General features: G+C 65.9%; 20 protein-coding genes. 10 read left to right on the forward strand and 10 right to left on the reverse strand.

Annotated elements, in window-relative coordinates; genetic code table 11:
* Positions 1–174 precede the first annotated feature (174 nt).
* Both ACETK3_RS20610 and ACETK3_RS20615 read left to right on the forward strand, forming a co-directional pair.
* A complete protein-coding gene (locus tag ACETK3_RS20610; RefSeq protein ID WP_236800736.1) occupies positions 175–591 on the forward strand; it encodes a YtxH domain-containing protein in 417 nt (138 codons plus the stop codon).
* 228 nt (positions 592–819) lie between these two features.
* Positions 820–2757 carry a DUF222 domain-containing protein gene (locus ACETK3_RS20615; protein ID WP_373993529.1) on the forward strand — a complete coding sequence of 646 codons (1938 nt, stop codon included), beginning with the start codon at positions 820–822 and terminating at the stop codon, positions 2755–2757.
* A 293-nt stretch (positions 2758–3050) separates the two neighbouring features.
* Here ACETK3_RS20615 and ACETK3_RS20620 read toward each other — a convergent pair whose 3' ends face one another.
* On the reverse strand, positions 3051–3863 hold the full coding sequence (locus ACETK3_RS20620) for a putative protein N(5)-glutamine methyltransferase (RefSeq protein ID WP_373993530.1): 813 nt from the start codon (positions 3861–3863) through the stop codon (positions 3051–3053).
* A 226-nt stretch (positions 3864–4089) separates the two neighbouring features.
* Between ACETK3_RS20620 and ACETK3_RS20625 the strand changes: the two genes are divergently transcribed.
* Positions 4090–5166 (forward strand): lactonase family protein, encoded by a 1077-nt coding sequence (locus ACETK3_RS20625; RefSeq protein WP_373993531.1) that lies wholly within the window; start codon positions 4090–4092, stop codon positions 5164–5166.
* Between the two features lie 229 nt (positions 5167–5395).
* The gene (locus ACETK3_RS20630) at positions 5396–8512 is read left to right on the forward strand and encodes an alpha-amylase family glycosyl hydrolase (RefSeq protein ID WP_373993532.1); all 3117 of its coding nucleotides are present in this window, start codon (positions 5396–5398) and stop codon (positions 8510–8512) included.
* A gap of 89 nt (positions 8513–8601) precedes the next feature.
* Here ACETK3_RS20630 and malQ read toward each other — a convergent pair whose 3' ends face one another.
* Positions 8602–10824, reverse strand: coding sequence for a 4-alpha-glucanotransferase (gene malQ / locus ACETK3_RS20635; RefSeq protein ID WP_373993533.1), 2223 nt, complete (start codon positions 10822–10824; stop codon positions 8602–8604).
* Between the two features lie 162 nt (positions 10825–10986).
* Entirely contained in the window at positions 10987–11721 is a 735-nt protein-coding gene (locus ACETK3_RS20640; protein WP_236821093.1) for a GAF and ANTAR domain-containing protein, read from the reverse strand.
* A gap of 177 nt (positions 11722–11898) precedes the next feature.
* Between ACETK3_RS20640 and ACETK3_RS20645 the strand changes: the two genes are divergently transcribed.
* From ACETK3_RS20645 to ACETK3_RS20655, 3 genes are all read left to right on the forward strand, one after another.
* Positions 11899–12942: an aldo/keto reductase gene (locus tag ACETK3_RS20645; RefSeq protein ID WP_373993534.1), complete on the forward strand. Its 1044-nt coding sequence runs from the start codon at positions 11899–11901 to the stop codon at positions 12940–12942.
* A 119-nt stretch (positions 12943–13061) separates the two neighbouring features.
* A complete protein-coding gene (locus tag ACETK3_RS20650) occupies positions 13062–13586 on the forward strand; it encodes a DUF488 family protein (RefSeq protein WP_373993535.1) in 525 nt (174 codons plus the stop codon).
* Positions 13587–13694: 108 nt separating this feature from the next.
* Positions 13695–13991, forward strand: coding sequence for a DUF3040 domain-containing protein (locus ACETK3_RS20655; protein WP_236800720.1), 297 nt, complete (start codon positions 13695–13697; stop codon positions 13989–13991).
* Here the strand turns inward: ACETK3_RS20655 and ACETK3_RS20660 are convergent.
* Entirely contained in the window at positions 13902–14951 is a 1050-nt protein-coding gene (locus ACETK3_RS20660; protein ID WP_373993536.1) for a DMT family transporter, read from the reverse strand. The genes ACETK3_RS20655 and ACETK3_RS20660 overlap by 90 nt on opposite strands.
* A complete protein-coding gene (locus ACETK3_RS20665) occupies positions 14948–15568 on the reverse strand; it encodes a TetR/AcrR family transcriptional regulator (protein WP_373993537.1) in 621 nt (206 codons plus the stop codon). Before ACETK3_RS20665 ends, ACETK3_RS20660 begins: the two co-directional genes overlap by 4 nt.
* Positions 15569–15782: 214 nt before the next feature.
* On the opposite strand from ACETK3_RS20665, the gene ACETK3_RS20670 reads away from it, so the two are divergent.
* Both ACETK3_RS20670 and ACETK3_RS20675 read left to right on the forward strand, forming a co-directional pair.
* Complete coding sequence (locus ACETK3_RS20670) at positions 15783–16082, forward strand: DUF4193 domain-containing protein (RefSeq protein ID WP_018772148.1); 300 nt, start codon at positions 15783–15785, stop codon at positions 16080–16082.
* A 66-nt stretch (positions 16083–16148) separates the two neighbouring features.
* Positions 16149–16961 carry a MerR family transcriptional regulator gene (locus ACETK3_RS20675; RefSeq protein ID WP_373993538.1) on the forward strand — a complete coding sequence of 271 codons (813 nt, stop codon included), beginning with the start codon at positions 16149–16151 and terminating at the stop codon, positions 16959–16961.
* 10 nt (positions 16962–16971) lie between these two features.
* On the opposite strand, the gene ACETK3_RS20680 is transcribed toward ACETK3_RS20675, so the two are convergent.
* The 3 genes from ACETK3_RS20680 to ACETK3_RS20690 all read right to left on the reverse strand — a co-directional run bounded on the left by ACETK3_RS20680 (position 16972) and on the right by ACETK3_RS20690 (position 21071).
* Entirely contained in the window at positions 16972–17454 is a 483-nt protein-coding gene (locus ACETK3_RS20680; RefSeq protein ID WP_236800715.1) for a hypothetical protein, read from the reverse strand.
* On the reverse strand, positions 17451–19916 hold the full coding sequence (locus ACETK3_RS20685) for a molybdopterin oxidoreductase family protein (RefSeq protein ID WP_373993539.1): 2466 nt from the start codon (positions 19914–19916) through the stop codon (positions 17451–17453). The genes ACETK3_RS20680 and ACETK3_RS20685 overlap by 4 nt, the downstream gene beginning before the upstream one ends.
* A 123-nt stretch (positions 19917–20039) precedes the next feature.
* Complete coding sequence (locus tag ACETK3_RS20690) at positions 20040–21071, reverse strand: bile acid:sodium symporter family protein (protein ID WP_236800713.1); 1032 nt, start codon at positions 21069–21071, stop codon at positions 20040–20042.
* 184 nt (positions 21072–21255) lie between these two features.
* Here ACETK3_RS20690 and ACETK3_RS20695 point away from each other — a divergent pair, with 184 nt between their 5' ends.
* Positions 21256–21723, forward strand: coding sequence for a MarR family winged helix-turn-helix transcriptional regulator (locus ACETK3_RS20695; RefSeq protein WP_373993540.1), 468 nt, complete (start codon positions 21256–21258; stop codon positions 21721–21723).
* Between the two features lie 31 nt (positions 21724–21754).
* Here the strand turns inward: ACETK3_RS20695 and ACETK3_RS20700 are convergent, their stop codons facing one another.
* Together ACETK3_RS20700 and manD are read right to left on the reverse strand one after the other, a co-directional pair.
* Positions 21755–22579: a class I SAM-dependent methyltransferase gene (locus ACETK3_RS20700; protein WP_373993541.1), complete on the reverse strand. Its 825-nt coding sequence runs from the start codon at positions 22577–22579 to the stop codon at positions 21755–21757.
* 45 nt (positions 22580–22624) lie between these two features.
* Positions 22625–23845: a D-mannonate dehydratase ManD gene (gene manD / locus ACETK3_RS20705; RefSeq protein ID WP_373993542.1), complete on the reverse strand. Its 1221-nt coding sequence runs from the start codon at positions 23843–23845 to the stop codon at positions 22625–22627.
* Between the last annotated feature and the right edge of the window lie 112 nt (positions 23846–23957).

Consider the following 23957-nt stretch of genomic DNA (forward strand, 5'->3'; position numbering starts at 1 on the left):
ACCGGCCGGGGATTCACCAACGCACGCAACTACAAAACGCGTATCCTGTTGCGCAGTGCCGCCAGAACAGCGGCATGAACATCCTTCACGGCAGAACATTCACCACGAACCGTGAAGAGCCATCATGGCTCCTCCGCCGGGACTGACAACCTTCTCGCAGAGCAGGAGTTCATCGTGAAAAACAAGCTTCTTTTGGGTGTAGGCGTTGCCGTCGGCTATGTCCTCGGCTCGCGGTCAGGCCGTGCTGCTTACGACAAGCTGAAGGCCCGTGCGGCCGGCGTCTGGGACAGCAAGCCGGTCCAGGACAAAGTTTCCGTAGCTACGGAGGCCATCAAGGAAAAAGCACCTGAAGTGGCGGGCCAGCTAGGCGAAGCCGCACGCAGGGCAGGGACAGTGCTTGGTTCTGCCGTGAACCGGGATGGCTCGTCCAGCGGCGACTCTTCCGCTGCGGCCAGTACTTCTGCCGGTACCTCCACCGGTACCTCTACAACAGCCGCGGGCGGCCTTGGCGAAGACCACATCCCCGCGCACAGCACCCACCCGGAAACCACCAATCTTGGTACCTCCGATGGGACCGGCGCAAAGGCCTGATTCCCGTTTCATTACTCGGTCACCGCCGCGTGACATGGGACTGAGCAGGCTTTGTGCTACAACTGAATCGCCTTGCCGGCCGTCGCGATCCTTGGGGGACGCGGCGGCCGGCAGTGTTTAATCCAGCACCTTCCGGAGAAGATTCCCGGACGCTGCCGTAACTCCATGTTTTCCACATAGGGGTTTTGGGGTCTCTTGATTGTCGGTGGTGGCTGGCAGAGTGGGGTCATGGAGGCCATTGGGGAAGATCTTGGGAGGGCGTACGACGCCGGCTGTCGACTGCCGCGCCCGGCCCACCTTCACCCGGTCCCCAGCGAGGAACCTGTGCAGCCATCAGCTTCGGGGCCCGGGGAGCAGGACGTGTTGGACGGGCTGGCCGCACAGCTGGCTGCCGCTGCGTTGGACGCCCCCGGGCTGCTGGCAACCGCCAGCCATGCCGAAGCTGCAGATTTCGCCGCACGGGTCGAGGGCCTTGCCCGCTCCATCGAGTACCTCCAACTCCTCGCAGCCGGGGCTGTGGACCGGACCCGAACCCAGGCCATCAACGACGCCGCAACCGCCAAAACCCGGGCAGGCCGGTCCCGCGCAGCCCAGTCCCGCGCAGCCTCGTCCTCCGCAGGCCGGTCCACGGGCTGGATCACCGGGTGGGACGCCCACGGCGTCGAAACCCTCAACACCACCGAAACCTCGCACACCTCCCCTGCCGATGACGGGTGCCGGAACACCGCAGAGTTCCTCCGCCTGCGCCTGCAGATCCCCATCCGCGAAGCCCGCCGCCGCCTCGCCCTCGCCCACCACGTCCTGCCCGGCACCAGCATCACCGGCGAACCACTCCCGCCAACCCGGCCACACCTCGCCGCCGCCCTCACCCCCACCGGGAACAACACCGAAACCGCAACCACCGTCGAGGGGACCACCATCGAAACCGGGCCGGGCCCGGCCGTGTCCTCGCACGCAGCGACCATCATCACCGCCACCCTGGACCGGCTCCGCCACCACACCACCGAAGAGACCCTGGACCGGATCGAACACCACCTCACAACAGCCGCCACAACCACCGACCCCGACTTCCTCACCCGCCTGGCCCAACGCTGCACCGACACCATCGACGCCGACGGCACCGAACCCACCGAAGAAGCCCTCCGCCACACCCAAGGCGCCTTCATCCGCAAACCCCGCCACGGCCTGCACCACCTCGAAATCTTCGCCACCACCGACCAATACGAACACCTCCTCACCGTCATGAACACCGCCACCAACCCCCGCACCACCACCGGCAACACCAGCCCAAGCACAGGGAATGACACAGCCGACAGGGCGGGCACGGGAACTGAAGGCAGTGCAGGCACGGGCACAGGCACAGGGCACACCGCAGGGATGGACACCGGTACGGAGGCCGGCACCGAGGGGAGCACGGCAACGGGCAGCGCAACATGGCACACCGCCCTGCCGGACCTGGACCGGCGCACCCGCGCCCAAAAACAACTCGACGGCCTGGTCACCGCCGCCAAAGCCGCCCTCACCACCAACACCCTGCCCACCACCGGCGGCAACCGACCCCAAATCATCGCCACCATCCACTACCAAGACCTATTCCCAGACAACGCCACCACCCCCGCCGGAAAAGCAGGACCAACAACAGCGAAACCCGGAACGGACACAACCACCAGAACGGGCACAACCACGGCAACAGCCGCTGGCACCGGCCACCCCGCACCAGCCGGGACCGGCACGTTCATGTTCACCGGGCCCGTCGCGGCCGCCACCCTGCGCAAAACCGCATGCGACGCCGACATCATCCCCGCCCTCCTGGGCACCAACAGCGAAATCCTCGACCTCGGCCGCAAAACCCGCCTCTTCACCCCCGCCCAACGCCTGGCCCTCACCGCCCGCGACCAAGGCTGCGCCTTCCCCAACTGCACCATCCCCGCCCCCTGGTGCGAAGCCCACCACATCACCTACTGGTCACACGAAGGACCCACCACCACCAACAACGGCGTCCTGCTCTGCAGCCACCACCACCACCTCATCCACAAAGAACAATGGACCATCACCACCGTCCACCACACACCCACCTTCATCCCCCCACCCCACCTCGACCCCCACCAAACACCCCAACAAAACCACTACTTCAAACCACCACCACCACCCCACCCACACAAATGAAACCTGCCCAAAGCAGTTCCCGCGCTACTTCGGTCGTCGGTTGGTTGGCCCCCACCTCGCGGCGGTGGCCAGGCCGTCATGGAAGATCCATTCTGATGGGCGCGTACGAACAGTTGGGCCTCCTTCCGCCTGGGATCGGGCGGTTCTCTGTGTGAGGCTAAGCTGCAAAGGGAGAAGCTAGTGCCGTCCAGGATTTGAACGGCACCTTGGTCTGGCACTGAGCTTAAAGGCGGGAAGCTAACGCCGCCTTGTATTGACGGGTCTCGGTTTGGACTGTGCTGGAACGGTGAGACCTAACGCCGCATACGCGCCGGAATCACGCGTCCGATAACCACGGTCCCATCCAGTTCCTCCGCACGAACCGTCCGTATGGCGAACCCGGCTGCGGCCAGGATTTCGGAGGTGCCGGCTGCCTGCCGCTTACTGGTTTCGATGAGGACATGACCGCCTGCAGCCAGCCATCGGATGCCTTCAGCAGCAATCCGTCGGTGAAAGTCCAGGCCATCAGGACCGCCGTCGAGTGAAACCGCAGGTTCATAAAGGCGCGCTTCCGGCGGCATGGTGCGGATGGCTACCGTGGGCACATATGGAGCATTAACAGTCAGGATCCGGATCCGGCCACGCAGTCCAAGTGGAAGAGCCTCGAACAAATCCCCGGCATGCACCCGGCCACCGCGGGGTTCCAAGTTACGCCGGGCACACCGCACCGCTGCCGGCTCGATATCCGCCGCATGCAACTCCACCTGCGGGGCTTGACGGAGAATGGCAGCTCCCACCGCACCGGAACCGCAACAGAGGTCGACCACAACCGGGGATGCCGGCAGTGAATCGTCCCGCAGCACGCTCAAGGTTTCGCGCACCAGCAACTCCGTGCGGCGCCGTGGCACGAAAACGCCGGGCTCAACCGAAACCCGGGCACCTGAAAAATCCACCCAGCCCAAGATGTGCTCCAAGGGAACCCCCTCCATCCGGCGCTGGATATTCCGGGAAAGTTCCGTGGTGGTGGTCGTCTCGGCAAACAGGAGCGCGGCTTCCTCTTCAGCAAACACACAACCCACCGACCGCAGCAGGGAGACGACCTGGTCGAAGCCAGGTGATGTGGACAAGGTGTGAACAGCCCGCGATTTGGGAGGAAGCAGAGCGGCGCTCTCCGGTGAGGCTGCGGGCAACTCCACGCCGGCTAGGCCCAGTTCTCCGAACGGCGCAGGGATGGCACGATCGAGATGAATGCAGTCGTCATGTCACCCACCTCCTTTGCCGCTGTCGGAAATCCCATGCTAATCGGCGGCCTGGTATCAGGAAATAGTGGCCAACTGTTGGCAGGATGGAACCATGACCAACGGGGCAGCCAGCAACATCATTTGGATCGGCACCTATACTCCCGACGGCGGCGGCCGCGCGGACGGCATCGGTGCCGCCCGCGCGCACCAGGACGGAAGCCTCGAATGGTTAGGGACGGCAGTGGAGGCCCAGTCGCCATCGTTTGTGGCGGTGCACCCCAAACTGCCAGTGGTGTACGCGGCGGCCGAGCAGCGCAGGAAGGTGCAAGCGTACCGGCGACTGGGGGACTTCGGCCTGGAACCGTACGGGGAACCACAGGCTGCCGGTGAAGCCACCTGCCACATTGCCGTCGACCCCCGCGGCCGCTTTGTCACCGCCGCGTGTTGGGGCGACGGTCAGGTCCTCCTCTACGAGTTGGATGCCGACGGCGGCATGACCGGTCGGTTCCCCGCTGCAGCGTCGGTTGACCCCCACAGCGCCCTTTCTCCTGGAAACCCGAGGCAAAGCCGGGCCCACGCAAGCCTTATGTTGCGTGACGGCCGCGTCATGACCACGGACCTGGGCCACGACACCCTCCGCATCTGGAACTACGAGCCGGGAACCGGACTGGTGGCCGACCATGAGGTGGTCCTCCCCTATGGCAGCGGCCCGCGCCACATGGTGGAGCACCCCTCCGGCAGCGTCTTCATCGTGTCTGAATACTCTGCGGAGGTCTTCGTGGTCCGCCCCGAAGCGGGCACCTATGAGCTGGTATTCCGTGGACCGGCAACGGCGGGCGGCAGCCAGGAAGGCGACTCCGCCGCCGAAATCTGCCTTGACCCGCAGGGAAACTTTGCCTACGCCGGCGTCAGGGGCTCAAACGTCATCAGCGTCCTGCAAGTTGCAGCTGACGGCACCGAACTGATCCCCGTCAAGGACATCGACAGCGGCGGGAACTGGCCGCGGCACCACCTGGTCCGGGGAAGCTGGCTGCACGTGGCCCACGAACGGTCGGACAACATCGCCACCTTCGAGTTGGATCCTGCCACCGGCCTCCCAGGCCCGATGCTGCATAACCTGCCCACCCCATCGCCCACGGCCCTGGTGCCTGCAACCGGGCCTGCAACCACTCCTGCCACTGCCAGCTAGAGCGCCGGGCAGCCCCAACCTAACTGACCTTCCCTAAACACTGGAGTAATCCAGTGCAAGCGCTTACAGTTGTGACTCGGTTCACACGACAGTGTGCTGTCTTGTGCACCCTCCTGCCGCATCCCCATGTCAACGGCAAGCCTGTACAGCAGCGCTGCTTCCCAGGAAGGTCTCTCCCTTGTTATTCCGCATCCCTCCCGGCGCGCCCCCACGCGCCCAACTGCCGGCAATGCCGGCAGGAACACAATCCGCCCCCGGCCGGCGAACCTGCGCACGTGCCGCCGCCGCCCGATCGGCAGCCGGCCTCCTGGCAGCCGGCCTCGCCCTCTCCGTTGCAATCCTCCCGGCCCATGCCGTGCCGAGTCCGGATGGCCCCGGCACCAACAGCGCTGGTTCCAACGGCACCGGCATAAAAGGCAACGGGTCCGTGTCCGCCCTCCATTCGCTCCGCGGTCCGGTGACCGACGAGAACTTCTACTTCGTCATGGCGGACAGGTTCAGCAACGGCAGCACCGCCAACGACCAGGGCGGGCTGGGCCCGGACCCCATGGTTTCCGGTTTCGACCCGACGAAGAAGGGCTTCTACAACGGCGGGGACCTGGCCGGCCTGCGCAGCAAGATCGACTACATCCAGGGACTCGGTACCAGCTCCATCTGGCTGACCCCCAGCTTCAAGAACAAAGCCGTCCAGCCTGAGGACAAGTCGGCCGGCTATCACGGCTACTGGATCACCGACTTCACCCAGATCGATCCGCACCTTGGCACCAATGACGAACTCAAAAGCCTCATCGACGAAGCCCACGCCCGCGGCATGAAGGTGTACTTCGACATCATCACCAACCACACAGCGGACGTCATCGGCTACCAGGAGGGCGACCGCAAGGGCTACGTGTCCAAGGACGCCGTCCCCTACAAGACGGCCTCCGGCGAAGCATTCGATGACCGCGACTACGCAGGCACCGGAACCTTCCCCAAGCTCGACGCGAACACCTCGTTCCCCTACAAGCCCGTCCTGGCCCCCGGGGAGGAGAACCTCAAGGTTCCGGCCTGGCTGAACGACCCCACGCTTTACCACAACCGCGGCGATACCACCTTCACCGGGGAGGACTCCATGTACGGGGACTTCTTCGGCCTCGATGACCTCTTCACCGAAAACCCCACCGTTGTGCGTGGCATGGAGGACATCTACAAGTCCTGGATCGGTGACTTCGGCGTGGACGGTTTCCGCATCGACACCATGAAGCACGTCAACAATGAGTTCTGGCAGGAATTCGGCCCCAACATCCTCAGCTACGCCAAGGAACACGGCAAAGACGAGTTCTTCATGTTCGGCGAGGTCTTCGACACCAGCAAGAGCTTCACCTCGCAGTTCACCACCCGCAACAAGATGCAGGCGGTCCTGGACTTCCCCTTCCAGGACGCGGCCCGCAACTTCGCCTCCAAGAGCCAGGACGCCAAGGCGCTGCAGGCCTTCTTCGCCGGAGACGACTGGTACACCGACGCCGACTCCAACGTCTACGAACTGCCCACCTTCCTGGGCAACCATGACATGGGCCGCATCGGCAGCTTCATCGCGCAGGACAATCCCGCCGCCACCGATGCCGAGAAGGTGGCCCGGGACGAACTGGCCCACGAGCTGATGTACTTCTCCCGCGGCAACCCGGTGGTCTACTACGGCGACGAACAGGGCTTCACCGGCCCCGGCGGTGACCAGGATGCGCGCCAGACGCTCTTCGCCAGCAAGGTGCCGGACTACCTTGACGACGACCTGCTGGGCACGGACGCCACCCACGCCACCGACAACTTCAACCCGGACCACCCGCTCTACGCCAAGATCAAGGAACTGGCGGCCCTCACCAAGGAACACCCGGCCCTGCGCAACGGCGCCCACCAGCACCGCTACGCCTCCGACGGGCCCGGCATCTACGCCTTCTCACGCACTGACGCGCAGGACCAGCGCGAATACGTGGTGGCCCTGAACAACAGCGCACAGCCGCAGACGGCGCAGGTCCCCACCTACATCGCGAAGCGCAGCTACACGCGCATCTACGGCCAGGGCGCAGACGAGGTGAAGACCTCGGACGACGCGAAACTGACCGTGACCGTGCCGCCGCTCTCCGCCGCCGTCTACGAATCCTCCGGACGGATCCCGCACTCCAAGGCAGCCCCCGCCGTCGCCCTCCAGCAGCCCGCCGCCGCCCAAGGTGACAACGGGCGCATCAACGTAACGGCCGACGTCGACGGTGCTTCGTTCTACGAGGTCACCTTTGAAGCAAGGACGGCAGGCGGAGATTGGCAGCCGATCGGCACCGACGACACCGCACCGTACCAGGTGTTCCACGACGTGGCGGCCCTGGACGCCGGCACCCCGCTGGAGTACCGCGCCACGGTGCTGGACAACGGCGGCCACACCGCCACCAGCCAGAGCCGCTCAGCAAGCGTCCCCGCCCCCGTCCTGACCCTGCAGAAGCCCGCCGAGGGCAGCAGCGTGGAAGGCAAAGTCGAACTGAGCGCCACCGCTGATCCGGAGAAGGCCAGCCATGTGGTGTCGTTCGAGCGCAGCGTCAACGGCGGGGAATGGACCGCAGTGGGCACTGACCCGTCGTCGCCCGTCTACTCGGCGACCGATGACGTGTCCGCGCTGGCGGATGGCACGAAAGTCCAGTACCGGGCCGCCATGACCGGCACGGGCTTCAGCGTCACCAGCGGGACGAGGACGGTCACTGTAGGCCAGGCCCCTCAGCCCGACTCGGTCACGGTTGCCGGATCGCTCAACCAGGCAATGGGCTGCAGCGCCCAATGGGATCCGGCCTGCCCGCAGGCAAAGATGATCCTTGACCCGCCAGACCGCATCTGGCGCCTGACCGTAGACCTCCCGAGCGGGAAGTACGAATACAAGGCCGCGCTTAACGGCGGCTGGGACGAAAACTACGGCGCGGATGGCCAGCTCAACGGGCAGAACATCGTGCTGGACCACCCCGGCGGGCGCGTCACCTTCCGCTACGACAACAGCACCCACCTGCTCAGCGCCGTATACGCCTCGCAGCAACCGGGCGCCGTCGCGGTAGCCGGAAGCATGGACAGCGAACTGGGCTGCGCCTCGGACTGGGAGCCGTCCTGCACCCAGGCACAGCTGGTGCTCGACCCGGCGGACCTCGTCTGGAAACTAACCGTGCCGGATCTCCCGGCAGGAAGCTACGAGTTCAAGGCCGCGCTCAACAAATCGTGGGACGTGAGCTATGGGGCGGGAGGCGCAACGCCTGGGGCCAACATCGTCTTTAAGCACGACGGCGGTCCGGCCACCTTCCGGTACGACCACTTCACGCACGTGATCACCGCAGGCTAGTTCCAGCCCCGAAACAAACACCGTGGCCCCGCCGCTTCCAGGAGCGGCGGGGCCACGGTGTTTTCACGTCCGGTTAGGGCCCGTACAGGTCATTGGCGGTGCATTGCTCCCTCGACCGCCGCGAGCAGTGCATTGAACCGCTTGTTGCCGGGAAGGTCGTCAAGGTAGACCGGTTTGCCGTCCGGGCCGCCCAGCGGAACCTGCCAGTTGGGATACAGCTCCTCCGTGGTGCCGGGCTGGTTCTGGACCCGCCGCTCCCCCACCGCATCCACCAAGGCCACCCCGAGCAGTACCGACGGCGCCTGGGCAAGCAGGAGGTGCAGTGCCTCGATGGTGTGTTCCTCCGTTGCCTGCCCGGTCGCGCTTCCGGGAGCGCCCTCGGAAAGGTAACCGTGCTCGCGCAGCAGGGCGAACATCTTCTCCAACGAGGCGTTATGTTCGGCGCGTTCTTCCTCCTCGGACCGTTCCAGCAGCCCCAGCCTGCTCCGCAGCCCCACGTGGTCCCCGGCGAGGTAGCCGGCGGTGGGCGGAAGGTCGTGGGTGTTCACGCTGGCCAGCGCCTGCGTCCGGTACTTTTCGGGCGCAAGGGGTGAATCGCCGTCGTACTCAAACCAAAGGATGGACGTGCCCAGGATGCCGCGGGCCGCGAGGTAATCACGCACCCACGGCTCGAAGGTGCCCAGGTCCTCGCCAATCACCACGGCCCCGGCCCTGTGCGCCTCGAGGGCGAGGATGCCGATCAGTGCCTCGTGGTCGTAGCGGACGTAGGCGCCGTCCCCTGGAGCGTTCCCCATGGGAATCCACCAGAGCCGGAACAGGCCAAGGATGTGGTCCACGCGGATGCCCCCGGCGTGCCGGAGCACGTTGGCCAGCATGTTGCGGAACGGCTGGTAGCCGGCTTCCGCCAGCCGGGCGGGGTGCCACGGCGGCTGGCCCCAGTCCTGGCCCTGCTGGTTGTACATGTCCGGCGGGGCGCCCACGCTGGTGTTGGGGGCCAGCACGCCGCGCAGCGTCCAGGCGTCGGCGCTGCTGTGGTCCACACCAACGGCGAGATCGTGCACCACGCCGAGCCGCATCCCGGACCGCAGCGCGGTGCGCTGGGCGTTCTCCAGCTGCTCGTCGCAAATCCACTGCAGCCAGCGGTGGAACCCGATCCGGTCCGCCAGCTTCTCCCGGAGCGCCTCCGCCTCGGGCCTCCCAATGGCGTACGCAGGGTCCTTCCAGAGCGGATCGCCGGGTGGGAGGTCCTCGCGGATGGCGGACCAGAGCGCAAAATCCTCCAGTCCGCTGCCGGAGAGGCGGCAGAATTCATCGAAGGCGGCCTGCCGGGCGGGTGATCGGCGCGTGTGGTACAGCATTTCCAGGGCCTGTAGCTTCGCTGCGTACACGGCGTCCCGGTCCAGCCGGGCACCTTCCTTGTTCAGCCCTGCCGCTTCCTCATGGAGCTTTTCCAGCGCCGCACGTTTCCGCGGACGCAGGTATGCCAGTTCGGGGATGGCCTCGATGCGGATGTACAGCGGGTTGAAAAACCGGCGGGTGGACGGCGAGTAGGGCGAGGGCTGGACGGGCGGCACCGGCTCCGCCGCATGGAGCGGGTTGACCAGGACGTAGTCCGCGCCGCGGGCGCCGCTGATCGCAGCCAGGTCTGCGAGGTCGGAAAAGTCACCGATGCCCCACGACCGCTTTGAACGGACGGAATACAGCTGCGTGGCCAGGCCCCAGCCGCGGCGCTCCTCCAGCGGCTTCGCCGTGGCCAGCCGTGCCGGCGTCACCACCAGGGTTGCGGTGGCAGTGGCGCCTTCCGACTCCGCGTGCAGGGTATGCCAGCCCAAAGGCAGATCCTCGGGAAGGGAGAAGGTGGCACGTCCTGTCGAGACGCCGTCGACGTCCCGGGGCTGTACCCAGACGTCTTGCTGGACCGCCTCCCGCAGCCCGGCTCCCGCTTCGAGCGTGACGGTTAGGCGCGTGGTGGCGCCGTCCCGGACGTGGACCGGCACCTGCGCGGGTTCGCCCTGCTTGATGACGACGGCGGGCGGCAGCATCCGTCGCCACGGCGCCAGTTCCGCCTCGGCCAGCGCAGCCTCGATGTGCTGGTTGGTACGGGCGACAACGCCCAGGGCGGCGAGCACCTTGACCAGAGTCGATTCCGCAACGGAGTGGGGAAGCCCGTCCCACCCCTGGAAGGACGTACCCACGCCGTGCGCGTCAGCCAGTTGCTGCAGCAGGTGCGGATCCACGCGTTCAGGGCCAGCGGCGGGAGGGTCAGCGGGCATGGCTGGCCGTGGTGCGTGCTGCTGGTCTGAAGCCGTCATGGGTGTCCGCCTCGTCTGTGATGGTCCCGGAACTTACAGTGCTGCTGTTGTTGTACCCGGGCGCTGACACCCCCATGCACAACCGTTGGTTCAGATTATTGCAGGGCGGCGCGGAGGCGAAACCCGGGCTGCACGCAGGCGGGTCGGGACGGGGTCACAGGCTTACGGATCGAAGTGCGTACTCACCGCACCGTCGCTCACGCGCCCAATGATCTCCCCCGCCAGGTCCCGCAGCTTCTGGTTCCGGTGGCTGGACGCCTTGGTAAGCAGGGCCATGGCTTCCTCCTGGGAACACCGGTTCTGCGCCATGATCACCCCGCAGGCCATGTCGATGGTGGTGCGGCTTTCCATCGCTGACTTCAGGTCATCCGCCAGGTTCTGGGCGTCCGCAATCCGGAGCGCCAGCCGCAACGCCCGTCCGGCCAGGTCCGCGAACCCTTCGGCACGGTGCACGACATCGGGGCCAAACACATCCGGCTCCGCTGCGAAGAAGTTCAGGGCGGCCGACTGATGCTCATCAAGGGCAAGCGGAACGCCAAGAGCGCTGCGGCAGCCGTTCTCGGCCAGGACTATCTGGTACGCGGGCCAACGGGTATCGGTTCGCACATCGGACAGGACCATCGGCTTCATGGCGTCCAGTGATGCGATGCACGGCCCGTCCCCCAGAACCTGTTCCAGCTTGTCCAGGACGACGGCCCGTTCACTGCTGCCGGCAATGGTGGCTGTGCGCTTGCGGCGCCGGAGCGTCACCCCGCACTCGATCAAGACACCAGCAGATTCACTGAGCGTTGAAGCGGCAACCGTGGAGAGCTCAGTCAGGAAGTCAGCCACGTTGCTGCTGCCAATGATGAGGTCGTGCAGTTGGACGAACTCATCGCCACTTGTAGGGGTGCTCATGCCTCAATATAGGCGCTCTTCCCCACCGCATGCGCGCCATAAAACGTCATTACCGCTGCCTGCGTTACTCCCTGCGACGAAAAGCGAAGGACTAAGGCTGGATTCTGCGGCGGCCTGCCGTATCTGTGTAGCCTCGTGACGACCCAAGGCATGGCAACCAGATGGAGGAGACCACGGATGAGCCTCAGCGAACTGCGGGTGTTCGGCAGGTCCGGAACCCCCATCAGTCCCCTCACCCTTGGCACCATGAACTTCGGCGAAGGGACCGGCCCCCAGGGCGCCCCCACAGGTGCGGATGAGAGCATCCGCATCATCCACGCCGCGCTGGACGCGGGCATCACGGCGATTGATACCGCGGATGTCTACTCCCAGGGCGAGTCCGAGCAAGTGGTGGGCCGGGTGCTCCGCGGCCGCCGGGACGACGTCTTCCTGGCCACCAAGTTCCACGGCCAGATGAGCTCCAATCCCGCGCACTCCGGGAACTCCCGGCGCTGGATCACGCAGGCCGTGGAGGGCAGCCTGCGCCGGCTCCAAACAGACCGGATCGACCTCTACCAGGCGCACCGGCCGGATTACAACACCGACGTCCTGGAAACCATCACCACCCTCAATGACCTGATTCGCCAGGGCAAGATCCTGTATTACGGCACCTCGGTGTTCACGCCCGCGCAGCTTGTCGAGGCGCAGTGGCTGGCCACCACCAACCACCTGATCCCGCCCCTGGGCAATCAGGTTCCGTACTCGATGCTGGTCCGTGGCAATGAGCGGGACGTCCTGCCCATCGCGCAGCAGTACGGGCTGGGGGTGCTTGCCTATGGCCCGCTGGCCGGCGGCTGGTTGTCCGGCAGCTTCGTCCTGGAGTCGGGCAAGCCGCCCACCCGGGTGCACACCTTGCCGGGCCGGTACGACATCTCCGGGCCCGCCAGTGAACGGAAGCTGCTTGCCGCAGACTCGTTGGCCCGCTTGGCGGACAAGCTGGAGCTGTCCCTGGTGGACCTGGCCGTGGGCTTTGCCCTGACCCACCCCGCCATCAGCAGCGTGATCATCGGCCCGCGCAGCGAGGAACACCTCAACGCATATCTCCGCGCGGCGGACGTCCGGCTGGGCGAGTCCGTCCTGGACGCCATCGACGACCTGGTGCCGCCGGGCACCAACTTCGTGGAGCGGGACGCGGGCGCCATTGTCCCCTCGATCGAGTTCGCGGAACTGCGACGGCGGTAGTCGGCTTGGCGGGGACGGCACCCAAGGAGCGGCGAACCACATAGCCGCCGGCCGCCGTCGTACCCTGCCTGCCACAGCCTGCCTGATCCCTCGCCATCCGCCTGCCTATGATGGCTGGGATGGAAACCCTGTTCACGGTAGGTCACGGCACCGCCTCCCAGACGGATTTCACCGCGCTGCTGGGGAGCGCGGGGGTGACATCACTGGTGGACGTGCGGATTGGGCCCGGCAGCCGCAAGCATCCGCACTTCGGCAAGGACATGATGGCGGAATGGCTGCCCGACGCGGGCATCGGCTACCGCTGGGAGAAACGGCTGGGCGGGTTCCGGAAGCTGCTCCCGGACTCACCCGATACTGCCCTCCGGAACGAATCGTTCCGCGCCTACGCCGGTTACATGCGCACAGGGGACTTCCTGGCCGCCGCTGCAGAACTCGTTGCCGGCTCGCAGGCGGCGCGGACCGCGATCATGTGCAGCGAAACAGTCTGGTGGCGCTGCCACCGCCGGCTCATTTCCGATCATTGCCTCCTGCTGGCCGGCCTGCCCGTCGAGCACCTGATGCCGCCGGGCAAGGCGGTTCCGCATGTACCCACCAAGGGCGTGCGGGTAATGGGGGATGAACTGCGCTACGACGTGGCCGGGTAACACCGGCACGCGGGGGCCCGGCTCACTGCCTCTGGTGCTATTGACTAACCGGTAGAACACTCCTACGGTCAATATCGATACCGCCTCCCAGGGAAACAGGGGCCTGCCATGCCGATGTCCGATGAGGAACGACGCCTGCTCAAGGAACTGGAACTGGGACTGATCGCGGATGATCCCCACCTGGCCATGGAGCTGCTGTCCGGCTATCCCGCACGCCGTTTTCCCTCCGGACTGTTCCCTGGAATGGCAGCGGCCCTGATCGGCGTGGTGCTCATCATCGCCGGGGCGGGGCTCCCTGCGCCCGGAGCGGTGGTGCTAGGGATTCTGTTGCTGGGGCTCGGCGCCTGCCTGCTGCTGGGCCCCACTGTGCTGGCCCGAAGCGCTGGGCGCCAGCCCACCGGCTGACAGTTTTGGTCTAACGCGCCCCGGCCCCGGGCGGGGCCTCTTCCGCCGCGGCGTGAGGATGAACAGGCTGGCCAGGACAACGGCGGCGCCAAGCCAGCCAAGTGCCGGAAGCCGTTCGCCCACCACGAGCACCGCCAGGACGGCGGCCACGACCGTTTCGAGCAGGGAAATGCTGGTGGCTGTGCTCGCCCCGACCTGCGCCAGGCCCCAGCCAAACAGAAGGTACCCGGCAAACATCGGGACCACCGCCATGTAGGCACCCACACCGACGCTGCGCCAGGACTCCAGCAGCGGGCCGCCCGTTGCCGCGAGGACCGGCATCAAGAGGAGCCCGCCCAGCCCGAACACCGCACCCATGGCGGCCCTGGCGGTGAGCCCTTGGCCGGTCAGCCGGTGTGCCGCCCAGGAGTAGAGGGCATAGGTGCTGCCGGCCAGCAGCCCCAGGAGGATGCCCGCCGTCGAGGTCCACGGATCGCCGCCCGCCCCTGTGGAGGCTGATTCCGCCGGTGCGTGCCCGGCGAAGGACAGCAAAGCCGCTCCGCCGACTCCCAATAGGGCTCCGAGAGCCCATCGCCGGCTCAGGGGTTTCCGGTCCCCGAAGCGTTCAATGAGGGCCGCCGCCACCGGGGCAGAGCCAATAGAGACAACGGTTCCCACTGCTACGCCGGACAGGTGCATCGAGGTGTAAAAGGCCAACGGGTAGACAGCCACGGCCACCGCACCAAGCGACACCAGGCGCCACCGCTCCAGCAGGGCGGCCGAATGGCTCGCGATATGACGGGCCGCGTAAAGGGCCTGCAGCAAACCGCCCAGGCCCATCGCCGCAGCGCCGATGGCCAGCGGGCTCACGCCTGGGGCGAAGGTGGCAGCGGTACCAGTGGTGCCCCAGAGGACCGATGCGGCCACGACGGCCAGGGCACCCCAGAGTTGGGCCTTCGGGTGGTTTTGACTGCCGCTCACAGGGCATCCAGCAGTTGCCCGGCGATGTGCCGCGCCTCCTTCAGGCGTACGTCGGTTCCCTCCAGGCCTGCCCTGGCCATGGCGCCTTCGAGCAGGAACGCCAGGTGAGCGGCGGTTGCCCGCGTCCGTTCCTGCTGTCCGGGCAGCAGGGTGGCCACATGTTCCGCGAGGAGTTGCTGCACCTCCTCCTTGTGGCGGCGCACCGCGACCCTGCCCGGCTCCCTGGCGGGCAGCTCCGCTGCGGCATTGAGGAGCCCACAGCCCCGGAACCCGTGCTGGTATGCGACGTTGGCGTGGTCCAGGTACGCATCGAAGACTGCCAGCACCTGTTCACGCGGGGTGTGGGCCGATTCCAGCCTCTTGCGGTAGAGCCCCAGCCATTCCCCGTGCCGGGCTTCGAGGTAACCCGTCACCAGGTCTGCCTTGGAGCTGAAGTTGTTGTAGAGGCTCTTCTTGGCAACGCCCGCCTCGGCGGTGATGGTATCGATTCCGGTAGCGGCCACGCCGTTCGCATAGAAAAGGCGGGCAGCCGCCTCAAGCAGCAGCTCCCGGGCGCGGCGCCGCGGCCGTGCCGCAATGCCGGTGGAAGGGGTGACCGGAACGCCTGCAGCAGTCATGGGACTCCCTAGCGGGTAGTAGGTATACCAGTCTACCTACTACCCGGGATGGAGACTCGATCACCACCACACGGCGGCCAACCACCGTATTCATTCTTAGAATGAGGTCCTCGGAAATCCACCCGCGGCCATGGGAATTAGTTGCGCGCGTCCTGCGTTGTGGATCTGTTCAGAACAATCTGGGCACCGAATCCTGGACAGGAGAACACACCACATGTCAGTTGACTACGACGCTCCGCGGGTGACTCCCGAGGAAGAGCCGAACGTCGCCCTGGAGGAGCTCAAGTCCGATAAGTCCGGCCGCCGGGAGGCCGCTCCCGACATGGACGAAACGGACCTCGCGGACAGCTTTGAGCTGCCCGGCGCTGACCTCTCCAACGAGGAGCTCCTCATCCAGGTGGTCCCGGTGCAGGCAGACGAATTCACCTGTATGTCCTGCTTCCTGGTCCACCACCGCAGCCAGTTGGCGCGGGAGAAGGACGGCAAGAAGTACTGCAAGGAATGTGAGGGCTAGCAGGGGGACGGCGGCTTGCCGGCAGAGGTTGAACCTGACGCCGCGTCAGGTCCTACGGTTGGCGGTATGGAAGATCGGGACGAGCGCATCTGGAGCATTGGCGAACTGGCTGCCGCAACCGGCGTCACCGTCAGGGCGCTGCACCACTACGACAGCATCGGCCTCCTCCGGGCAAGCGTCCGGACCTCTTCAGGCCACCGCCGCTACACGGAGCAGGACCTGAGGCGCCTCTACGGCATCCGAACCCTGCGGAGCCTGGGGGTGCCGCTTGGTGGGATCGCTGCAGCGTTGGACGGGGCCGACGGCGGGGACGCGGAGTCGCTGCCAAGGCTGTTGCTGCGCCAGCTCAACGCCTTGGGCGAGCAAGCCCTGCAGCTGGAGCAGCTCCAGCGGACCATCAGGGATCTGCTGGGACGCCTTACCGATCACGGGGATGCCGGCCCCGCCTACTTCACCACTGTCTTGGAAAGGATGAACATGTTTGAGAACTACTTCACCGAGGACCAACGACGGGAACTCGACGAGCGGCGCGGCCAGCTCGGGCAAGAAACAACCGATCAATCAAGAACCGAGTGGGTGGGCCTGGTCGACGAAGGCCTGCGCCAGGTCGACGGCGGCGTCCCGGCCAACAGCCCGGAGGCCAGGGAGCTGGTTCACCGCTGGGATGAACTGGGTTCCAGGTTCCACAGCAGCGAGGGCACCAAAGCCGCCGCCCGCAGCATGTGGAACGGGAACAGCGCCGAACTGAGCCGGCCGCTTCCTTGGAGTGCGGACCAGCTGCAGGCACTGATGGCACACCTGCAGGAAGCCCGCGCCGCCGGCCAGGCCGCCGCCGGCCAGGCCGCCGCCGGCCAGGCCGCCGCCGGGACCGTCAGCTGACGGGGTTCCCCTAACTGACCAGGACCTGCGTGGCGGATTCCTTCAGCTTGCCATTGGCCCACTTCATCTGGCGGATGGTCTGGGGGTGGCACTTCCCGGCAAGTCCCAGCAGCTTCTTGTCCTTCATTCCCTGGGCAGCCTGGGCCAGCAGCTCCCAGTCTGCCGATACGCCGCAGGCCTTCAGGTAGAGCTCCCTGAGGTCCCGCAGCAGCAGCATGCCGGTCTCGGGGCGCCGGCCCACCATTTCGCTGCCCTTTTCGCGGATGGTTTCCATCAATCCCATTTCGTCCCGCGGCTCAGGGTCAAGGTCCAGCCCGTAGTTCTTGCCCATGGCGGCGATGTCCCGGACATGCTGCTGTGACCAGCGCGCCAGGTCCCGGGCCAGGTGATAGACCTCGTGGTCCACCTTGTGCCGTTCGGAGATGGTCAACAAATGGTGCGCCAGGTCGTTTTCGGACCGGTGCATTTCCTCAAGTACAAGCCCGAATTTCATCGTGCACCTCCCGCGATCTGCGTAGCCTCATCGGCCAGCGCGGACGGAATTCCCTTGGTCGAGGCCCCTTCCGGAAAACCGCCCACCGGAGCCGAGGCTGTGGTGGTGGGTGCCGGGGACGGACCGTCGCCGGCGGAAACCCTGGTGACGCGCGCAGCTGCCGTCTTGAAGATGGGCTGCTTGGACGCGGCGTCCCAGTCGGTAATGGTCAGCTCGTTCGCCGCCCGGCCCGCCCCGTCCGGCTGGTGGCCGCCGTCGGTGTCCCAATAGCCGTAATGGAACGGCAGGAAAAGCACGCCGTTCCGGATGCCGCTGATCCGCACCTTGGCACGGACGGAACCACGGGGCGTCGCCACCTCCGCAAGGTCGCCCTCGGCAATCCCGTACGCGCCGGCGTCGTCCGCTGACAACTCGACCCAGACGTCCGGTGCCGCCGCGTTCAACTCCGGCGCCCGTCCCGTCTTGGTCCGCGTGTGGAACTGGTAGAGCGTGCGGCCCGTGATGAGCTGGAGCGGAAAGTCCTGGCTGGGCAGCTCGTGCGGCGGCATGTACTCGGCGGCCTTGATGATGGCCTTGCCCTCCGGGTTGAGGGCCTTGTACTCGGACGGGTCCACGGGTGCTCCGGTGATGAGGTCGCGGCCGTAGGTTTCGCAGTACTCCGGGTGCGCCCAGAACTTCCCGTCGGCGTAGATCCGCTCCGTGCCGTCCGGGTTCTCCTCATTGCACGGCCACTGGATGCCGGATCCGCCCCGCAGCTTGTCGTAGGTGATGCCGGTGTAGTCGCAGGGCCGCCCCCGGGTGCATTCCTTCCAGGCTTCAAAGGCGGACTCGGAATCATTCCACTTGATCAGCGGCTGCCCGTCCTTGTCCTGCAGGCCCATCCGGTGCGCATAGTCGATGAAGATATCCAGGTCGGGCCGGGCCTCGCCGGGCGGGTCGACAGCTTTCTCCGAAAGGTGGACGGTGCGGTCCACGTTGGTGAACGTGCCGGTCTTCTCACCCCACGTGGCCGCTGGGAGCACCACGTCGGCCAGCTGGGCGGTCTCGGACAGGAAGATGTCCTGGACCACAAGGAACAGCCGCTCCTGTTCCAGGATTCCGCGGATACGTGCCAGCTCTGGCAGCGAGACGGCGGGGTTGGTGCCGCTGACCCACAACATCCGAATGGAGCCGTCCTCCGCGTACCGCATCATCTGCATGACGTGGGTGGGCGGAGAATAGTGCGGGATGGACATAGGGTCGATGTTCCAAACCCTTGCGAGGTCCTTGATGTGTGCGTCGTTGGACCAGTTCCGGAAGGCGGCCAGGTCGCCGTCGGCCCCGCATTCCCGGGTATTTTCTGCCGTAGGCTGGCCGTTCATCTGCAGGATGCCGCAGCCGGGCTTGCCCAGCATGCCCCGGATGATGTTCACGTTGTTGACCTGGACCGCAGCCGCGGTGGCCTGGTTGGACTGGTAGAAGCCCTGCAGGACGGTGGACAGAAGCCTTTCGGCGTGGCCGATGATGCTCGCGGCCTCGGAGATCTGCTCCGCCGGAACGCCGCAGATTTCTGCAACCAGCGCGGGCGGATAGTTCTTGACCTCTTTTTCGAGCTCCGCAAAGCCCACGGTGTGCGCGTTGATGTACTCGTGGTCCACCCAGCCGTTGCTGATGATCTCGTGCAGGATGCCGTTCATCAGCGCCACGTTCGTGCCCGGACGCGGGGCCAAATGCAGCGTGGCAGCCTTGGCCACGGGTGTCATGCGGGGGTCCACGCAGATGATCTTGGGCGGGTTGGGCCCGGCCAGGCGGTCCAGCATCCTGGTCCACAGGACGGTCTGGGTTTCGGCCACGTTGTGCCCGTAGAGGGCGATGACGTCCGCATGGTCCACGTCGGTGTAGGAGCCGGGCTGGCCGTCGCAGCCGAACGACTCCTTCAGCGCCTCACCCGCGGTCGCCGTGCAGAGCCGGGTGTTGCCGTCCACATGGTTGGTGCCGATCCCGCCGTGCGCCACCGCGCCCAGGGTGTAGTACTCCTCGGAAAAGAGCTGGCCGGTGGTGTAGAAGCCGATGGCGCTGGGGCCTTGTTCCGCGAGCAGCGCCTTGGACCGGTCCACCACGCGCTGCATGGCGGTGTCCCAGTCGGTTTCCACCAGTTTTCCGCCCTCGCGGACAAGGGGTTTGGTGAGGCGGTCAGGGGACGCGTTCGCCTGCCAGCCGTACAGGTCCTTCGGGCCCAGCCGGCCGTGGTTGACGCGGTCCACGGCCCGGCCGCGCACCCCGACGATCCGGTTGTCCTTGACGGCGATATCCATGGCGTCGCCGTTTGAGTGGAGGAGCGACGCCGTCTGGACCCACCGGTCCACGTCCTCCGGAGCCACCCCCTCGGCCAGGTGCGTGTCCACCCTGACCGGCCAATCACCGCCGCTGCCGTACGGCGTCCTTGTCCCCCATGGTTCAGCTATTCGGTCAATCCGAGTCATCTGTCCATCTCCTGTCCGGAACTGGCGGGACCGCGTAAGACGACGTTGTCCCACCGGATTCTGTACCCACAATCGGGGAGGGGAAACGGGCTTTTCCTGTGAGTGGACAGGTGATCGCGCTGGTCAGGCCTGTTTTGTGAGGCTGGCGCTTGTCCTGTCTTCGCGCTTGTCCTGGAGCGGACGCCGGGCCAGCCAGGCAGCCACGATGGCGCCGGAGATGTTGTGCCACAGCGAGAACACGGCGGACGGCAGTGCGGCCAGCGGGGTGAAGTGCGCAGTGGCCAGCGTGGCGGCCAGGCCCGAGTTCTGCATGCCCACCTCGAAGGCAAGGGCACGCCGGGCCTTGTCGTCCAGCCGGCCCAGCTTGCCGGCCAGGTAACCCAGGCCCAGCCCAAAGCCGTTGTGCAGCACCACGGCGAGGAACACAATGGCCCCGGCGCTGATGATCTTGCTGGCGCTGCCGGCCACCACGATGGCCACGATCAGGGAGATCACGACGGCGGACGCCCATGGCAGTGCCGGCAGCACCTTCGCGACGAGCTTCTTGAGGAACAGCCGGGCGAGGAGGCCGGCAACCACCGGCAGCAGCACGGTCTTGACGATGTCCCCCACCATGCCGGCCGCATCAATCTGGAGGTAGGAGCCGGCGAGGAACAGGACCAACAGCGGGGTGACGATCGGTGCGATGATCGTTGAAACGGAGGCAACCGCTACGGAGAGGGCAACATCGCCCTTGGCCAGGAAGGCCATCACGTTGGAGGCCGTTCCGGAGGGGGCGCAGCCCACCAGGATGACGCCGACGGCCAGCTCGGGCTCAAGGTTGAGGGCCCCGGCGATCAGCCAGCCGGCTCCGGGCATGATGATGTAGTGGGCAACGATGCCCAGGGCCACCGCCCACGGGCGCTTGGCCACCGCGGCGAAGTCGGGCGGCGTGAGCGTCAGGCCCATGCAGAACATGATGATGCCCAGCAGGTACGGAACGCTGGGGGCAATGGGCTTGAAGACTCCGGGGAGCAGGAAGCCGATGATGCCTGCGGCCACCACAAGGATGGGGAACACCGTCACGGCGATACGGGCGATCCTGCTTTCCGCTTCCAGCGCAGGGTTGACGGGTGCCCCATCCGGGGAATTCTGGGGTTTAGTTGCCTCAAGCATCCAACCATGCTGGCACCGGCTGGGATGGTTCCGCCAATTGATGACCGTGAACGGTAACAACGGCGGGCCCCATCACATGCTGCCGCCTGCCCGAGATTCTGCCGATGTCGGTTCCCACCCGCGATTCATGAAAATATGGATCCTTCGATAAGTCGACGATTGTTTTACCAAAACCGGAGTTGTGATGGCCGCCTTGGGCACCGAAATTCAGCCCCCGCGCCTCGCGGCATCCAGGATGGGCAGCGACGTGGGCGTCCTTCTCGCCCGGCTGCATGAAAGGGGAGCAGGACTCAACAAACGGGCACTGGCAGACTTTGCACTCCGCGAGCGTTCCTTCTCCATCCTGGCGCTGGCTTGCAGTGGACTTGAGCCGACTCCGCGCGAGGTCGCCGAGTTCCTGAACCTTGAGCCGGGCCAAGTGTCCACGCTGGTGGACGACCTGGAATGGCGGGGCCTTGTTGAGCGCGCGCAGGGAAAGCAGGACCGACGGGCCAAAATCATCGTCTCCACCGCGGAGGGGCGGAAGATGCACGCCAAGGCCCGCGCTGCCATGGATGTTGCGGAGCTGAATCAGCTTGCGGTGCTGTCCGGGGAGGAGTCGCAGGAGTTGAAGCGACTGCTCCGTAAAGCGCTGTGGGGCGCTGCGGAGTAGGCGCCGCCCGGCTTCAAAGGTGCACAACCCGTCAGGACGGCCTTGTGCACACAAACATGACGGTCCGGATGCGCCGTTCTGCGAGGTTGGCTACCTGATTGGCAGTCATCTGAGCGAAGCTCTCGCCGAGGAAGGTCGCGAACGTCACCGGCGGCGGCCCGTCCCGTTGGATTTTGGCGAGCATCTGCTGGAACCAGGCGAGGCTCTCGTCCGACGAGTCGACTTCCGAGATCACATTAAAACCTGCCGCGGGGAGGAGTTCGCGCATGTCTTCCAGGGTCGCGGGAAAGCTTGTCGAGGGGCCAGCAGCCCACGGCACCGGGTAGTGCACTGCCCCGCCTTCACCCTGCAGAACGTCATAAACCACGAACCGGCCGCCCGGCCGAAGGACCCGGAAGGCTTCCGCATAGAGCGCGTGCTTGTTGGGGATGTTCATGGCCACATGCACACTTAGTGACGCGTCGACGGACCCGTCGGGAAGACCGGTGGCTGTTGCGTCCCCCACCTGGAAACGGGTGCGGTGGGACAGGCCTGTCCATTCCGAGAGCGCGGCCGCCACCTGGCAGAAGTCCGGGGTGAGGTCGACACCTGTGACGGTGCACCCTGTCAGCTCGGCGAGCGTCCGCGCGGGACCTCCCAGTCCGCTGCCGAGGTCAAGTACATGGGACTGGGCGGTGAGTCCGAGTGCTTCCACGATTTCCAGGGTTGCCCTGCGGCCACGGATGTGGAACTCGTCAACAGCAGCGAGATCGGCCGTCCGCAGCGTTGCGCGGTCCACACCGGCCGCGTCCAGGGCAGCGCTGATGGCCGCTACAAGCCTCCCGGGGCCGGTGTAGAAGGCGGCGATCTGGTTCATGGCGCCATCCTCACACCGGCTGGCGGCGGGGTCAACGGGAAGGGCTTACCAGTCGTGGACGGTGCCGTCGACGAGGCGGTTGTAGGGCAGGTAGGCCTGCTGATACGGGTAAGCGGCGGCGGCTTCTTCGTTGAATTCCACGCCGATGCCCGGCTTGTCGCCCGGGTGCAGGTACCCGTCCACGAACGTCATGGACTGCTCGAACACCTCGTTGGTCTTCACCGAATGCTGCATGTACTCCTGGATCCCGTAGTTATGGATCGCCAACCCCACATGCAGCTGCGCCGCGAACCCCACCGGGGAAATATCCGTCGGCCCATGGAAACCGGACTTGATCTGGTACTGCGCCGCGAAATCCATCACCTTCTTCAACGGGGAGATCCCGCCAAAGTGCGTGGACGCCGCCCGCACATAATCAATCAGCTGCTCCTTGATCAGCGTCTGGTAATCCCACACCGTATTAAAGATCTCCCCGATCGCCAGCGGCGTCGTGGTGTGCTGGCGCACCAGGCGCAGCCCTTCCTGGTTCTCCGCCGGGGTGCAGTCCTCCAACCAGAACAAGTCATACGGTTCCAGGGCCTTGCCCAGCTTCGCCGCCTGGATCGGCGTCATCCGGTGATGCCCATCATGCAACAACGGGATCTCCGGACCGAACTCATTCCGCACCGCCTCAAACACCCCCGGCAGGTGCCTCAGGTACGCCCGGGTGTCCCAGTCCTCCTCCACCGGGAACGCACCCCGGCCCGCCGGCTCATAGTCATACCGCTCCCCCGACGCCTGCGCCTGCGCCGCGACCCCATACACAGCTTTGATCCCCGGCACCGCCGTCTGGATCCGGATCGACTTATACCCCAACTCCAAATGCTCCCGCACCGAATCAAACAACGACTCAATATCGGCCCCCGACGCATGCCCATACGCCCGCAACCCACTCCGGGAAGCACCACCGAGGAGCTGGTACACCGGCATCCCCGCCAGCTTGCCCTTGATATCCCACAACGCCATATCCACCGCGGCGATCGCCGCCATCGTCACCGGCCCACGCCGCCAATACGCACTCCGGTACAGGAACTGCCACGTATCCTCAATCCGATGCGGATCCTTCCCGATCAACAACTGCGCCACATGCTCCCGCAGATACGCGGCAACCGCCAGCTCGCGACCGTTCAGCGTGGCGTCACCAATCCCCGTCACCCCATCCTCGGTAGTGATCCGGAGGGTGACGAAGTTCCGTGAGGGACTGGTAACAAACACATCAGGGACTATCTCATTAACGGTGTATCCGGCGGTTTCCTTTAGTAGTTTTCAGCTGCCGGGAATCGGTCGCTGAAGGTGATGGCGAAGGCGTTCAAAGCGGGCTTCCAACGCACGGCCCATC

This window comes from Arthrobacter sp. E44, assembly GCF_041877125.1.
Classification (GTDB): Bacteria; Actinomycetota; Actinomycetes; order Actinomycetales; family Micrococcaceae; genus Arthrobacter.